The 16,182-nt window shown below is 40.1% G+C and carries 13 protein-coding genes; all 13 read right to left on the bottom strand.

All coding sequences use genetic code 11. From position 1 onward, the window contains the following. Positions 1-9 precede the first annotated feature (9 nt). A complete protein-coding gene (locus CJD36_RS02405) occupies positions 10-1,968 on the bottom strand; it encodes a KUP/HAK/KT family potassium transporter (protein ID WP_317047158.1) in 1,959 nt (652 codons plus the stop codon). A gap of 556 nt (positions 1,969-2,524) precedes the next feature. After that, positions 2,525-3,943 carry an outer membrane beta-barrel protein gene (locus CJD36_RS02410; protein WP_240609280.1) on the bottom strand — a complete coding sequence of 473 codons (1,419 nt, stop codon included), beginning with the start codon at positions 3,941-3,943 and terminating at the stop codon, positions 2,525-2,527. A gap of 40 nt (positions 3,944-3,983) precedes the next feature. Then, a complete protein-coding gene (locus CJD36_RS02415) occupies positions 3,984-4,313 on the bottom strand; it encodes a YnfA family protein (RefSeq protein ID WP_240609281.1) in 330 nt (109 codons plus the stop codon). Between the two features lies 1 nt (position 4,314). Next, complete coding sequence (locus CJD36_RS02420) at positions 4,315-4,881, bottom strand: K(+)-transporting ATPase subunit C (RefSeq protein ID WP_105037501.1); 567 nt, start codon at positions 4,879-4,881, stop codon at positions 4,315-4,317. A 31-nt stretch (positions 4,882-4,912) separates the two neighbouring features. Then, a complete protein-coding gene (kdpB, locus tag CJD36_RS02425; protein WP_105037502.1) occupies positions 4,913-6,952 on the bottom strand; it encodes a potassium-transporting ATPase subunit KdpB in 2,040 nt (679 codons plus the stop codon). A 43-nt stretch (positions 6,953-6,995) separates the two neighbouring features. Next, positions 6,996-8,735 carry a potassium-transporting ATPase subunit KdpA gene (gene kdpA, locus CJD36_RS02430; protein ID WP_105037503.1) on the bottom strand — a complete coding sequence of 580 codons (1,740 nt, stop codon included), beginning with the start codon at positions 8,733-8,735 and terminating at the stop codon, positions 6,996-6,998. Positions 8,736-8,768: 33 nt separating this feature from the next. Next, positions 8,769-8,846, bottom strand: a complete 78-nt coding sequence (locus tag CJD36_RS23920; protein WP_105038044.1) for a potassium-transporting ATPase subunit F — start codon at positions 8,844-8,846, stop codon at positions 8,769-8,771. 152 nt (positions 8,847-8,998) lie between these two features. After that, positions 8,999-9,565: a hypothetical protein gene (locus CJD36_RS02440; RefSeq protein ID WP_105037504.1), complete on the bottom strand. Its 567-nt coding sequence runs from the start codon at positions 9,563-9,565 to the stop codon at positions 8,999-9,001. A 394-nt stretch (positions 9,566-9,959) separates the two neighbouring features. Continuing rightward, a complete protein-coding gene (locus CJD36_RS02445) occupies positions 9,960-10,316 on the bottom strand; it encodes a DUF7674 family protein (RefSeq protein ID WP_105037505.1) in 357 nt (118 codons plus the stop codon). Positions 10,317-10,485: 169 nt separating this feature from the next. After that, positions 10,486-11,823, bottom strand: coding sequence for a sigma-54-dependent transcriptional regulator (locus CJD36_RS02450; RefSeq protein WP_105037506.1), 1,338 nt, complete (start codon positions 11,821-11,823; stop codon positions 10,486-10,488). Positions 11,824-12,990: 1,167 nt separating this feature from the next. Further along, positions 12,991-13,614 carry a hypothetical protein gene (locus tag CJD36_RS02460; protein ID WP_105037508.1) on the bottom strand — a complete coding sequence of 208 codons (624 nt, stop codon included), beginning with the start codon at positions 13,612-13,614 and terminating at the stop codon, positions 12,991-12,993. Positions 13,615-13,789: 175 nt separating this feature from the next. Continuing rightward, positions 13,790-15,688 carry an AAA family ATPase gene (locus CJD36_RS02465; RefSeq protein ID WP_105037509.1) on the bottom strand — a complete coding sequence of 633 codons (1,899 nt, stop codon included), beginning with the start codon at positions 15,686-15,688 and terminating at the stop codon, positions 13,790-13,792. Next, entirely contained in the window at positions 15,675-16,181 is a 507-nt protein-coding gene (locus CJD36_RS02470) for an ABC-three component system middle component 5 (protein ID WP_105037510.1), read from the bottom strand. Before CJD36_RS02470 ends, CJD36_RS02465 begins: the two co-directional genes overlap by 14 nt. Position 16,182 lies beyond the last annotated feature (1 nt).

The following is a 16,182-nucleotide window of genomic DNA, read 5'->3' on the forward strand; positions in this document are numbered from 1 at the left end:
GCAACTATCTTATTTTTCTCTTGTCAACTGTATATCTTCAGATTCGCCTAGCATTAGCGGCACATGTTCAACTATTACGTTGCTGTAGTCAAGGCCATAGGTCTTGTCATCAGGTAAGCTTATTTTATCCAACATAAAGTGCAGTCTCATAATGATATTATCCCAGAAGGAAAGATCGTTCTCAACCGAAAGGAAACTTTTCATTACTATGAAGCGAAAATCTCCTGATACGTATTTCTTGCCAGTGTCGCAGTATTTACTGTCAATATTCACCTCGTTATTTGCTGTCATTTCACTTACTACCTTTTTAAACAGTAAATTTAGACGAGGCACAATCCGGAATCCCAATTTGAAACGGACAAAAATTATCTCTTCCGGTTCAACTATTTCAACCGAATAGCTTGAAGTATATGGTTCATCAGTTACATCCACGTGTATAAACCAATAAATATCTGCTCGCTTTGGCTGTTGAAATAAAATTGAGTCAATGATACGCTCTTCAATTTTTCCCGCTTTGCCTGAACCGGTCAGGTAAACTAAATGGGTGGAATATTTTGGTACTGATTGGTCATTACTTAATTCCCGCAAGGCTGATTTATATGAGCTCAGATTTGTTAGCTTTTTGTATCTACTCTTTAGCTTCTTTCCGGCATGCCATACGTACATGATACTAATAAGCCCCAGGCCGATGAGCAAACTGATCCATCCGCCGTGAGAAAATTTACTAAGGTTAGCAACAAGGAAAGTACTTTCGATCCACAAAAACAAAATAGCCAATGCAAAAACAAGAATGATTGATATTCTTTTAGAGTACAAATAGTAGCTGAGCAGAATTGTAGTCATGAGCATTGTGAGCGTTACTGACAAACCGAAGGCCGCTTCCATATTAGATGATTCTTTGAAATGCAGTACCATACCTACACAACCTATCATCATCATCCAGTTAACTGCGGGAACATATACTTGTCCACGCATTTCTGTTGGAAATTCAATGCGGAGTTTCGGCCAGATATTTAGGCGCACTGCCTCGTTGAACAAAGTAAAGGTTCCGCTTATCAATGCCTGGCTGGCAATAATGGTAGCGAAGGTTGCAATAACTATGCTGGGAATTAAGAACCATTGCGGTACAAGGCCAAAGAAAGCATCTACCGATGATAAGGTTTGGCCATTATGCTTTAATAGAAGTACTGCTTCACCAAAATAGCAGAGCAACAAAGATATTTTTATGAATATCCAGGCCACCTGTATATTTTTCCGACCTACATGGCCCATGTCCGCATAAAGTGCTTCGGCGCCCGTTGTACATAAAAATACGCCACCAAGCACCCATAATCCTCCAGGGTAATTTACTACCAGATGATAGGCATACATAGGATTAATGGCTCTTAAAACAGTAAGATCTTTTGCCAGATTTACGGTGCCAAGAATTGCTATCATGCTAAACCACGCGATCATGGCAGGACCAAAGAATACACCAATGCGCTTAGTACCAGACTGTTGAAAGAGGAAAAGAAGCACAATGATAGAAATAGTGATTGGCAGTATTGGAATGCCAGGATTTAATTGTTTCAGACCTTCCATTGCAGACATTACCGAAATTGGTGGAGTAATAAGGCTATCGGCTATCATAAAGCTACCCCCTATTATAGCCGGCCATAAAACCCATTTAGCATGCCTGCGGATAAGTGTGTACAATGAAAATATACCGCCCTCACCATGGTTATCTGCACGCATGGTTATGAAAACATATTTCAATGTTGTTTGAAACAGCAAGGTCCAGAAAATCGCTGATACCCCTCCCAATACAAGTGTTTCAGAAATAACTTTTTCACCGATTATGGCTTTAAAAGTATAAAGCGGAGAGGTGCCAAGGTCGCCGAAAACGATTCCTAGTGCCAGGAGCACTCCGCCCCAGGTGAAACGTGTCACTGCATGATATTCGGGTACGACTGTTTTGCTATTCATCATGTTGCTGCTTTCAACTTTAAAAAAGTGACGGTGGCTGACAGATCGCGTAGTATCAGCCTTTACCAAATTTAGACTGAAATTAAGCTTAACTGATCCTTTTTATGTCCAACCGGAGTCAGCGTGACCTCGCGGCTTTCCCTTTCATTGATAGAAATTAAAAAAACATTTTCCTTTGGCTATAATTCATGCTCGTTCGTTTGTCATAATCGACCACTTTTGCTACACCTGTTTATCGTTCGTTTATTCTTTCTATATTTTGTATAGGACATCAATAAATAAATCAAAGCAAATAATGGTGTAATTGCGTTGATTGCCACCATCAATATAAGTCTGTCGTTTATGTGAAAATATCGGTATACACACGCAAACACAGATAGAACGAGAATACACGCCACCAACACAAAAACAAGTCTTGCTGATATTTTCATTTTGTCAATTATTATCAACTCCTAAGGCACTATATAGTAAATAGTGAAAGTGACGAGTCCTCGTTGACTACGCCACCTTCACTTCACACACACATACTAAGTTGTGCATTACTCTGTCTTCTGAATAGTTACATTCTAAAGAGCAATGCTAGAATTACTCTGTCTTCCGACTTTACAAGATCCGGAGCCCAACCTGTTGCGGGTACTGGTGTAGTAGTATATCCGCTTGGTGAGGTAACACCGCCTTTGCCTGCCCAATAAGGATTGTCGGCTTCTCTGTGCACATATTCCAAACGGAATTCTATACTCTGGTTGGGCATCCAGCTAATGTTTGTAGATGCATCCCATCCGCTGAACTGATCACCCGGATTAGCGCTATAGGGATGTGAACCAGCAAGCTGGGTAGGGTTGTATTGGTTGGGCAGCGGACTGGCATCACCGGTAGGATACAACACCAGGTAACGACCCGGATTCTTCATATAGCCACCACCTATACACCATGCCCATTTGCTTTTACCAAACCACATACGATTGTACACCATAGCACTTGCAAAGTACTGAGCAGGTCCCTTGCCACCTATGTCATCTTTAAATCCGTTTACACCACCACCTTTTTCAAATCCAACATCAACTGTGCCAGACAATGCCATTTGATTGATGCCACTGGCCGTTTTGGGCTTTTTATAATATCTCCACAAAACACTATTGTCAGAGTGGAATCTATGTCTGCCTACTAAACCGGGCGCATCAGTGCCATAATAATCATTTGTAAGCAGTTTGAAGTTTGAATTGGGTATCCAGGTTATATTACCGCCCACACCAGGCAACTGGTTGAACATGCCGTAGCTCTGCCATCCATTGATGATCCACGGTTCGATCTTTAAATGTTCGGATGGAAATATCTGTACTCTTATACCATTGAAAAACCAAGGTGTATTATCTGATGTAAACGACGCCTGATATTCCCAGTTTTCTACCTGGTAGTAAGAATTAAGACCTATGTATGACATAAACATACCTGCATCCACGTTAATGCCATGCATAACGTCAAAATGATAGCCGGCATATGCTTCGCTGATATATCTATAAACATCTGCGAGGTTATACTGGCCTCGGTATGGGCTTAGATCATTGCGGGGCACAACTGTAGACCTCGTTCCAAACTGTGTCATAATTCTTCCTCTTGCATTACCATAAACGAAATCACCGCCTATTGCAGCACAAGACACTTCAATTTCATCAGTCCTGGCCATAGCAGTAGACCCTACTACGGTATGATCAATAGGATCATTAAAAGAATGATTTACATTGGCATCCAGCATGATACTCCAGGTTACATATTTATTGGAAAGGACCGAAGAATCTCTCCTGTCATTGCCGTTGTACCAGGTTTGATCAAGTCCTTCAAACGGGATCTGCGATTTGATGATCCGCTCCTTTTTAGGCTTATCCCGCATTTCGTCTTTTTCGGATTCTGTTTGGGCGCCTGCTTGTTGGGTAAGCATTAGGGCAGCTACCACCGCAAATGCTATTTGTTTTCTTTTCATTTTGTTGTTTTTAAGTATGATCGTTTCTATTTGTGTGTATTTAGTTTCTTGGGGCATAAAAAATAATGGCCACACCGGTTAATACTATTATTGCTCCGGCAATGTCATAAAAATCAGGTTTTGTTTTTTCCGCCAGCCATGCCCAAAACAATGACATAACTATGAATACTCCGCCATAAGCGGCATATGTTCTGCCGAAACCTGCAGGTTGTAATGTGGCTATCCCGCCATATACTGCCAGCAATATTGCTCCCAATATCGCTAGGTAGAATGGCTGGTTGTCCTTCAATACTTTCCAGACAAGGTAGCCACCAATAATTTCGCAAGCCCCCGCCAGAATAAAGAACCCTATTGATCTAAGTATCATCATTTTAGTGCGCGATTATATTATCAAGAGCCAGATTCAGGGTTAGTACATTGATCCTTTTGGGGCCCATGCCATACATAGGTGCGTCTATATGCGCTCTAACTAATTCGGAAACCCTATTTTCGTCCAGACTCCTCACTTTTGCAATTCTCTTCACCTGCACCATTGCACCTTCTACACTTATGTGCGGATCTAGGCCGCTACCACTTGCTGTTACCATATCTGATGGTATATCCTTCCTGTTAACTCCGGGGTTATGCGTCATAAAAGAGTCTATCCTCGCTTGCACCAGCAACAAGTACTCGGGGTTATCCGGTCCCTTATTACTTCCCCCCGATCCTGCCGCATTGTAATTTACAGCCGATGGACGCGACCAGAAGTATTTGTCATCAGAAAAATTCTGGCCTATATTCTCGTAGAAATGTCTGCCCCCTTTTTCCTTGATCACGATCCCTTCTCCCTTATTAGGAGTTATTTGTGCTATTCCCCAAACGATTGCCGGATAGATACCTGAAAGCAGAATGATGCAGATAAAAGAAAGCAAGATGGATGGTATTATTTCTTTTTTCATTTTTATTTATTGATGGTAATCAAACAATTTTTTACATAAACAGTGCAACCAGTAGATCGATCACTTTGATACCAATAAAAGGAATTATTACTCCTCCAAGGCCATATACCAATAGATTTCTTCTCAGCAAAGCACTGGCACCTATTGGCTTGTATGCAACACCCCTCAGCGCAAGCGGTATGAGCATAGGAATAATAATGGCATTGAAAATTATCGCCGATAAAATGGCACTTGACGGACTATGCAGGTTCATGATATTGATACGTTGCAAAGCTGGTATCGACGCGATGAACAATGCCGGTACAATGGCAAAATATTTAGCAACGTCGTTGGCAATAGAGAACGTGGTTAGCGTTCCTCTGGTCATTAGTAACTGCTTGCCGATCTCTACTATCTCTATCAACTTCGTAGGGTCATTGTCCAGATCTACCATGTTACCTGCTTCTTTGGCTGCTGCTGTGCCACTATTCATAGCTACACCAACGTCGGCCTGCGCAAGAGCGGGTGCATCATTGGTGCCATCGCCCATCATAGCTACCAACTTACCGGTAGCCTGCTCCTTGCGGATATAAGCCATCTTATCTTCAGGTTTTGCTTCAGCGATATAGTCATCTACACCAGCTTTCTCGGCAATATATTTAGCGGTTAGCGGATTATCTCCTGTCACCATTACCGTCTTTACGCCCATTTTTCTTAGGCGCTCAAACCGTTCGAATATGCCTGTCTTAATGATGTCCTGTAATTCTACTACCCCCAGCACACGGTTATTTTCGATTACTACCAGTGGTGTACCGCCATTGGAGGATATGTTATTGACATCCTCTATAGTTGATGCTGGGAATGGATTTCCTGCTTTTTCAACCATTGTTTTCATAGAATCGTATGCCCCCTTTCGGATTTGTACATCGTCATAGTCAATCCCGCTGCTGCGGGTCTCGGCAGTAAATTTGATAAAACGTGGGCTACTTACCTGCAATGTCAATGGGTTGATATTGGCTAGTTCAATGATCGATTTACCTTCAGGTGTTTCGTCGGCCATAGAACTCAATACGGCACTTTTAATAAAGGCTTTTTCAGCTATGCCTTGTGCTGTATGGAATTTTGTTGCCTTGCGGTTGCCTATTGTTATTGTTCCTGTTTTATCAAGCAGCAACACATCCAGGTCGCCGGCTGTTTCCACTGCCTTGCCGGACTTAGCAATAACATTGGCTCTCAAAGCCCTGTCCATTCCCGAAATCCCAATTGCTGATAGCAGACCACCTATTGTAGTTGGGATCAGGCAAACAAACAAAGCTATATAGGCCGAAATGGGTATAGGTGTTTTTGCATATGTAGCAAATGGTTGTAACGTAACACACACTATAATGAACACAATAGTAAATCCTGATAGCAAGATTGTGAGTGCTATCTCGTTGGGTGTCTTTTGTCTTGATGCTCCTTCTACCAATGTTATCATTTTATCAAGAAAACTCTCACCTGGCTCCGTTGTTACTTTCACTTTGATCTTGTCAGACAGTACTTTCGTACCCCCGGTCACCGATGATTTATCTCCACCCGCTTCTCGTATTACCGGGGCCGATTCTCCGGTTATTGCCGATTCGTCTATTGTGGCTATGCCCTGTACTATTTCTCCATCAGTAGGAATAATGTCTCCGGTCTCGCAAACAAAATAGTCGCCCTTAATAAGTTGGGAAGAGGCTACGATCTGTACCTCATTAACAAAGATCTCACCCATCAGTACTATTTTCTTTGCTGGTGTTTCTTCTCTTGTCTTTCTTAATGATGCAGCCTGCGCCTTGCCCCTGGCTTCAGCCAATGCCTCTGCAAAATTTGCAAATAGCAGGGTAGCCAGCAACACAAGGAATATGATAAAATTATAGGTAAATGATCCCTGGTTGGCTTCTCCGGCCAGTATCCACGCACACACAAACAGCATAACTATTGTGCCGATCTCCACGGTGAACATTACCGGGTTACGAAACTGATATTTTGGATTCAGCTTAATAAAAGACTGCTTAATAGCTTCTGCTACCAACTCCTTTTTAAATAAGCCTTCTTTATTATTTCTCATTGGTTTGGATTAATATTTTTTAAACATCTTTTTTTGATTCGGCTTAGTGCATTTTCATCCATTCTGCGATAGGACCTAAAGCAAGAGCGGGGAAGAATGCAAGCGCGGCAATTATTATTTTTACGGCAAATACCAATAGTCCAAATGTTCCGGTATCAGTTTTTAGAGTGCCGCTGCTTGTTGGTATAAATTTCTTCTGTGCTATCAACCCTGCTATGGCAACCGGCCCTATAATTGGCAGGAATCTTGAAAAGAGCAAAACAATACCTGTGCTGATGTTCCAGAAAGGATTATTGTCTGTCAGCCCTTCAAATCCGCTGCCATTATTTGCCGAGCTGGATGTGTATTGATAAAGCATCTCGCTAAAGCCATGATGTGAAGGATTATTTAACCACCCTGAGGCATTATGTTTTCCGGCGGCATCGGCAAACCACCATCCCATATTGGCATCGTGTGCGGCTAAGTAACTGGCCACGGCTGTACCCGCTAATATCAGGAACGGATGAAACAGGGCTATGATCATGGCAATTTTCATTTCTTTTGCCTCTATCTTCTTACCTCCAAATTCGGGAGTACGGCCTACCATTAATCCACCAATAAACACTGCGAGTATTACATAGATGAAAAAGTTAAGAAAGCCTACGCCTACGCCACCGTAAAATGAATTGATCATCATTCCAAGTAGCATATTCATTCCCGACACCGGCATAAAGCTGTCATGCATTGCATTTACAGATCCTGTAGATATTACAGTAGTGGCTATACTCCAGAATGCTGAGGCTACGGCACCGAAACGTATCTCTTTACCTTCCATGTTACCGCCAGGCTGCGCTATACCCATCTGAGCTATATATGGGTTGCCGTGTACTTCTGCTATAATAGTCGGCACAACGAGTATAAGAAAGCCCGTGGTCATTACACCCCAGAAAACCCAGGCCAACCTTTTCTTATTGGCATAGAAGCCGAAGGCGAAGACCATAGCAAATGGCAAAAGTATCTGTGCGATCATCTGCACAATGTTGGATAGGTAGGTAGGATTTTCAAATGGATGAGCAGAATTAGCTCCGAAAAAGCCACCACCATTGGTCCCCACATGCTTTATGGCCACAAAAGCAGCTACCGGGCCACGGCTCACATGCATAGTATCTCCCTGCAATGATGTAACAGTATCCATTCCTTTAAAGGTCATAGGTGTACCTTCAAAAAGGTGAATTGTTGCGATCAACAAGCAAAGTGGCAACAGTATACGTGTGCAGCTTTTCAGGAAGTAATTGTAGAAATTGCCGAGCTGCGTAGTAGTTCTGTCCTTAAGTGCGTTGAATACTACGGCAGCTGCGGCAAGACCTGTAGCGGCCGATACGAACTGAAGGAACATAAGCGCAAAGACCTGCGAGAAGTAAGACACGCCGGTTTCGCCACTATAGTCCTGCAAATTGCAATTGACCAGAAATGATATAGCCGTGTTCCATGCCAGGTCTGGTGTCATGCCAGGATTATGGTCGGGATTCATTGGTAGCCATGCCTGATTGAGCAGGCAGAACATTGCCCACAAAAACCAAATGACATTTAATGTAAGCAGGGCAGTCAAACTTTGCTTCCAGGTCATTTCGCGGGTAGTGTCAATGCGTGATGTTTTGAATAACAATCGTTCTGCCCGGCCAAAGACCAGATCGGTCCATACTTTTTGGCCGCTATAAACCTTTGCAATATATTTTCCCAACGGGACAGCTAATAATAGTGTTGCGACAAACATCACAACAACTCCCAAAATCTGAGGATTCATGTAGATCTATTTAATTTTATTCAAGAGTATTTGTCAGAATTTCTCCGGGTGGATGAGCACATAGACCATGTAACCGAAGGTTAACAGGGCTATTACAAATAAAGCTGCCATACGAGTTACTTTAAGTTTTTATCAGGCTGTGTAAAAAGGGCTATATTTTTTCAAACCAGTCAATGGCTTTAAAAAGCAGCCAAAAGGAAAGCAATGTGCCTATGATCAATATGGTCGTTACCATTTTTGTTTATTTTTGTAGAGTTTTCAATTCACTTATTCTGCGCCTTAGCAAAGACGTAGTTAAGTTTATACATGTTATGAACCGAGTCGAAGACCGTAACATCGCCATTACTGAAATACTGGTCGACCTGTTCAATAAATTGGGTATTGGCATGGTATGCCTGCCTGATATTGTTGAGCGTAAGTGGCATAAGTTTGCCACTTACTGTGGTACTGAAATAGTAATTCTGCTTTACTTTATAGCCCTTGCTTTGTGCTACATGTTCCGATTGAACATAAATGGTGATCGGTCCTGCTTCCAGTATGCGGTATTGTGTATTGTTATAAAATCTGAAATCTTTACTATCTGCTTCAGCGTAGCCAAACACCTCTGATTTTTTCAATTTAATTGTCTTATTGCTGTCAATAACTGTTATATAGGGCAATTCAAGGACCGAGTTATTCAGGCGAATTTTAGACCCACCGGCATATGACAATTTCTTTTCTTTATAGTCCTGCGCTGTCAGGTACACTCCAATCTGATTCTTCGCATTTACATGGTGGGCGATCAATGTGCCTATTATAACCAGTACAGCAATAACAAGTGATTTTTTCATTTTATTTATTTTAACCGTTAGTAAAAAAGTATTCAATTTTGGTGGTCGCCAGGTCATGATCAACCTGATTAATTAACTATTTCATTCATGTTTTCAAAAGCAATCCCAAAAGAAAACCGGAAATGAGCATGAGACCGACTGTAACCCCCATGAACCTAAGTGACCTTAACCCGAAGCAGATCAGCTTACGTGTTTTAAATGACCTTTTCATCTTTCGTTCCATTTGCAGTAACAAAGTCAATTTGTGTGCCTGTCATCAAATACGTGAAGCAAAATGGATGAAATGCTTTACTGTAAAGGCATTCAGCGTTTACGATAATTTATGGCATACCCAGTGTAAACAATAAACCCTCTCATTATGAGAGGGTTTATTATCAAATTGATATACTACCTTTCAACATCCTTTATGGCAAACCTGCGCCATATAAATGGTATAGAGTGTAATGGGGAGGATCGCCAGTAATTCCTTCTTTTCGTTGGGGTATGTATTAAACATCCTTGTAAAGGAATAGACAAACACATTTTCAACCGCGTTCTTTACCACGCCATTGCCTTTCGCGTATAATTTATCTGCTATCTGAAAAGCGCGCTTTACAGATCTATAGTTATGGTCGTTGATGTTCTTGCAGGTAAATGTTGTTAATGACCCCAATAGGTCATAAGCAGTATTTTGTTTACTGGTCAATAATTCACGGGGCATTTCCGGAAGAGCTTCTTCTATAAACATTGGTATTTCAAGCTGATTGATCATTTCAAGTCATTTTGACTATGAGGTGGCTAAAAGCATACCAAATCACTATGTTCAGGCAAGCAAAATATCGGAAGGCTTATCAGCATTGATGTTGCATTAAATTAAACATTTCAGAAAATAGAGGGAATCCCTATCAAATTGATAATGCCTCTATCAATTTGATAGGTATTTACTTGATGCCGTATTCTTCCAATTTTCTGTAAAGTGTGGCCACACCAATGTTCATTAATCTTGCGGCTTCGGTTTTGTTGCCATTGGTATATTGCAGCATTTTAAGAATGTGGCAGCGCTCTACAGAAGACAAATGAAAAACCGGTAGATTTTGATCTGCTGAATGACCCTGCTGTATATCAAATGGCAAACTGTTTAGCGTAAGTGCCTCACTATCTTCCATAATAACAGCACGCTCCATTACATTCTTTAATTCCCTTACATTGCCCTTCCATTCATTTTCTGTGAGCGCATGAATAGCCTCTTTAGAAATAGATCTTATTTTTTTATTGGTTTTATCGCCATAAACATTCAGAAAATGATTTGCGAGCAGTGGAATATCCTTTCTCCTTTCCCTTAGTGAGGGAAGATCTATCGTAAATACAGCAATTCTATAATATAGGTCGCTTCTAAAGTGACCTTTATCTATCTCTTGCTCCATATTTCTGTTGGTAGCAGATATGATGCGCAGGTTAGCCTTCTGTTCTTTGGTATCACCTACACGTATATAAGTGCCATTTTCCAGCAGGCGCAGTATCTTGGGTTGCAGATCTATAGGCATTTCTCCTATTTCATCAAGAAAAAGAGTGCCTCCCTTAGCTTCTTCTATCAATCCTTTCTTGTCCTTATTAGCCCCTGTAAATGCACCTGCCTTATGGCCAAAAAGTTCACTTTCTAACAGATCTTTGCTAAAGGCACTGCAATTCAGTGCTACAAATGGTTGTTGGGCTCTTGGACTGTTGTAGTGAATTGCCTGAGCAAATACTTCCTTACCCGTTCCTGTCTCGCCGGTTAAAAGCACAGCAGCCTCCGTTGGTGCTACCTTCCTCGCCAATTGAATAGCATTTTGTACTGCCGCGCTTGTACCAATAATAATATCAAAACTAAATTGTACGCCCAGTTGCTTTTCGAGTCGATTTACTTTGGTCTGGAGCGCTACCTTTTCAGATGCCCTGCTGAGTAGGGGAATGATCTTGTCGTTATCATTTCCTTTAACAAGATAATCGAACGCGCCATTTTTGATAGCCTGTACGCCATCAGGTATATTACCATAAGCTGTAAGTAGTATGATCTCTATTTGTGGATATTTAGTTTTTACCTCCAGAGAGAAATCTACGCCATTGCCATCAGGCAGCTTCACATCGCAAAGAACGATATCTATACTTTGCGTTTCCAGTAAATGCCTTGCGCTTGTAATGGTAGCGGCATCAACAACTTTATACCCTTCCAGTGATATTATACGCTTAAGTAATGCTCTGAGTTTCTCTTCATCGTCAACCAATAATATGTTCTGCACTGCGGAGTATTTGTAGGCAAAGCTATTATTTTTCTATGCACTATCAGTTATTGAGTAGTTTGAATATCAAAAAATAGATTCATTATTATGCGAGTGAATAAGACACAATAACGGCGAATGGGAGAAAAACACAGTGCCCGATGGAAATGAATTTTTAATCGGGCACGGGGTAGGTGTAAGGTGTTGTTTTTCATGTGGTTGTGATTTTGGGGTATGCCCGATCGTGCCCGATGAGTGGTTGTATTGAGTTGATGTATCCAACCACTTATTTTCTTTCTTTGTGCTGCCGCAAAGAAAGAAACAAAGAAAACGGCACTTTTGCGAACTGCTCCGCACGCAAAAGGAGCCAGGCTGCGTGTTGTTGTGGTTGGCTAGACCGCTCTTCGCAAGCTCAGCCAACGCTTCTTGCTTATGTCGTTTAATATATTTTGAGTGATGCCCGATGGAAATGAAATTCTAATCGGGCATGGTATTGGTGTAAGTTGTTGTTTTTCAAGTGTTTGTGGTTTTAGGTTATGCCCGATCGTGCCCGATGAAATGAGGGCGAGGAGCGAAAGAGCCGAGAGCGGTTTTGTGGGCTATGAATTAATGTATTGGATTAGATTTTTTTATGGGCTGTCTGGTGTTGTTGTATGGTTTTCCGCCATTGGTGGATTTTTTGCGTTTCCGGCAGTTTTTTTTGATTCGTTTCCTACCAATGTCTTTGTGGTAGGGTGTTTCAGCTGTTTTTAAAAACCGCCAGTTTCCGCAGTTTTCCGCAGTTTTTCTGCACTTTTCCGCCAGTTGTTGCTAGTTTGAGCAAATAGTTTTCAAGAGAAAGGAACAACATGATGCCCTATGATCAACATAAAGTGAATGTTGGAGGTCGGGTGCAATTTACAATGGGATTGTAAGATGGAAAAGAACATTAACAAAATGTGGATATCTTTTGACTGGCGAGTTGGTAGGAGTGGGGCGTGATAATATGGTTGTTTGTTTTCGGGAATCGGGAGATTCCCTACCGGTCGAGCGAAGTCGGGAGACTTCGCTCAGCGTGGGCGTATTTTTATACTTGTCTGTTTTAGTGAATCTTCGGGAAATTCCCTACCGGCTGAGCGAAGTCGGGAGACTGCTCAGCGTGGGAAATTATGTTGGCATCTTCGGCAAAGAATGAATTGGTCAGGGATTTTAGAATTCACCGGCGGAAACCACCACCAACGTATGCCATTCATTATTTTCTTTTTTTAAGAAACATGTTTGGCTGTGTCCGCACTCAGGGCCACAAAGTGCAACACAAGTAATGAAACATAGAGTTTTGTTCCTAAGATAAATGGGCTTTGTGAAATAAAATACATAGGCTCTGTTGGCCCTAATCTCTCTTAATGTTACTGTGTCTTTGTTCGCAAGGGCTTTTTCTATCTTTACCCTCGCTGTTATAATTTCATTACGTAGATAAGGCCTCATGCTGTCGGATGTGATACACTTGGCATCAGGGAATAGATCTTTACCCCAAACAGTTTTTTTACCTACGTTGGCGCGTAGATATGCTTTTTCTGTTTTCGTTAATATTAGTTTATTTCTGTTGTTTGTTCTGATGTCTGTGATTGCCGCTTTAGCCAGCATAATATTTAATCTGTAGGTCAAATCATTTATTGAGCCATCAACTGTGTCTACGTATACGATTGGTCGCGATTCTAAAAAGGTTCGTAAAACAGCTGTGTCATCCCTGTTAATTTGACCATAGCTATTGCTTATGCTGCTTAAAGACATGATAAGATAGAAGGCGATGAAGATCTTTATTTTATATGTCATGGGCGACGCTCTTTGCAGGTATTATTGCCAGGATTAATAATTTACTTTCCGATACAGAAAGTTTCCAACAGCTACAGCAAAGGATTTGGTAACATTTGCCAACAATATCCCAACATTCTTCGGTAAACAATAGGAAACTTAATTTCATTTATTACCTAATTAACAGATGAATTTTTTATACAGCAAGTGTTCTGTTATCTCTATTATAATAAGGGCCTACACAGTATGAAGTGTCATTTAATTCATCGGAAATTTCTGACGTTGTGAAGATTATTTGATGTTCGACAGATTTACTATCTGACATAGATGTTATCAAATTTTGAAAATTTTGGGTTCTTGCTTTTTCCATGCCTTTATCCTCCATATTGTCGCATAAAATAAAACGTGGATATCTAAAGAAGTCTAAATCTAAACTTGCAAAAAATATTGCAAAAAGTATTGCGTTTTTGAAATATATTTTAGAACTCGCAGAAAAGTTATTACCGTCATCCAATGAATAAGTATCTTTAAGAAAATTGACATCTACCTTTTTCCCAGTCCTAAATTCGTCTTGCCTATCTAAATCATTTTTAAGGATATAAAGTGTGACCTCTTTTATTTTGGTTAATGCTCTGAAGAAGTTGTTCTTTTGAAGCTCTTCTTTTTGTGAAATTTCTAATCGCAGACTTTCGATAATAAGCGTAAGTTGCGCTATTTCTTTTTTTAATAATTCAATCATTTCCACAGCCTTGATTTGCTGAGTTAAGTACTCTATTTTCTTGTCGATACCACCTTTAGTTATGAGTAAATTATCAATTCGTTCGTCTCTGGTAGTTTGATTGTTCTCTATTGACAGGTCTAATTGCTTTTGTAAGCTTCTCGCTTTTTCAGTTATTTCAGGAAGCTCACCAGAGTAGTCTAATAATCGTCTTTGCTTTTCTTCTAACAGACTTTTGGATTCTTTTACTTGTAATTCCATTTCCTGCAATAATCGCTTTGCATTAGCTTTTTCTTCCTCTTCTGTTAATGGCTGTTTACAAAGTGGGCAATGACCCTCAATTTGGGAGTCTAATACATCCAAGCATTGTGGACAATGAGTTAATGATAACTCACCCAAAATTTGTCTGGTTAACAATGAATTGTTTAATTCAGTAATTCTTTTTTCGAGTGTTGAAACGAACTGATTAGAATCAGATATTTCAAAATTATATTGATTAATATGAGTTTGCAGCAGTCTGATTCTATTTTTTAACTGCGTTAATTCTGACTGAATTTTTTCAGAATTTAGTTCTGTTCTTTTTGTTGTTTTTAAAATTATTTGAGTTCTTAAATCAATAATAGAATTTTCAACTGTAAGCAGTTCCTTTTTTGCACTTTCTATTTCTTTTTGTACGCCTTCGATTGTAGATGCATTACCAGTCTGACCAAATACCTTATTTAGATTTTCAAATTCCCTTCTCTTTTCTTCTACATCTTTAATTGCGAGTTTATATCTTAATCTTTGGTTGTAAAGCGTGTCATCATACACTCCTAATAGAATTTCAGATATTGCTTCTCGTGTTAGCGGTAAATCAAATCTTTCGTATCTAAATAAGCTTTGTGTTGGTGTATCCTGGTCGACGTAGAGAAGTCGAAGGATTTGGTGCATAGTTATATTCGTATCATTTATACCTTTTACTTCGGGAAAAGATAACGCCCTAAAAAGAACATTTGTAAAGCTAATCTGGTTTGCAGTTTGTTTATATGGGTACGTTTGCCAATTAAAGCTGTCTTTTTTTGATTCTTCATAGCTGTTCCAAAAAATACTCATTGGTTGCAATCCCCCTTCTGCAATATTTCTTTTTATAGTAACAACAGCCCCATTTATTTTAACCTCGGCAATAACCTCCCTGCATTTTAAAGCTTCGGTTGTCCAATTATTATAATCTCCACCTAAAACGTAAAAAATAAAGTTAGCAATGGTGGATTTTCCCGAACTATTTTTCCCTCGGATTATATTTACTCCATTATGAAACTCCTCGTCATAGGCTATATCATTGTTGTGTTTTTTTACAACTAATCTCTTTAAAAAAAGCGTGGGTTTATCGTTGATCATATTTATATTCTATTAGACCTGTTCTAAATTTCAGTCCAGCTTTGCCATATAGCGGCAACTCATTAAATCCGACAATTAATTTAATTATATTCTCCTTCTCCACAGTTAAATCATTGAACCTATCTAACAGTTCAATGGGAATCTCTTTTTGTGTTCTTCGTATGATATTTTTTCCGAACAATTTACTGTCGATCAAACCATAAGAAATCAAACACTTTAATGCTGACATCTGATATGGCTTCATCCTCTCAATTATTCGTTTAGGATCGATTAAATCCTCATATGGATTTTCTGGTTTCTTTTTAAATATGGTTTTTAATTCTGACAAGGAATTCGGATAACTTATTTTTCTTGCCTCATTAGGAAATGTTGAGTAGAAATCCCATATACGTAACCTGTCAAGTTCAACTTCACTTTGTTTCATGTGGGTTAGTAACTGTAGCATTCTAAACACACAGTTATAGATGTCAAAAGCAGGGTGGTAAACTAACATA

Origin of the sequence: Flavipsychrobacter stenotrophus, assembly GCF_002954265.1 — a bacterium.
Taxonomy (GTDB): Bacteria; Bacteroidota; Bacteroidia; order Chitinophagales; family Chitinophagaceae; genus Flavipsychrobacter; species Flavipsychrobacter stenotrophus.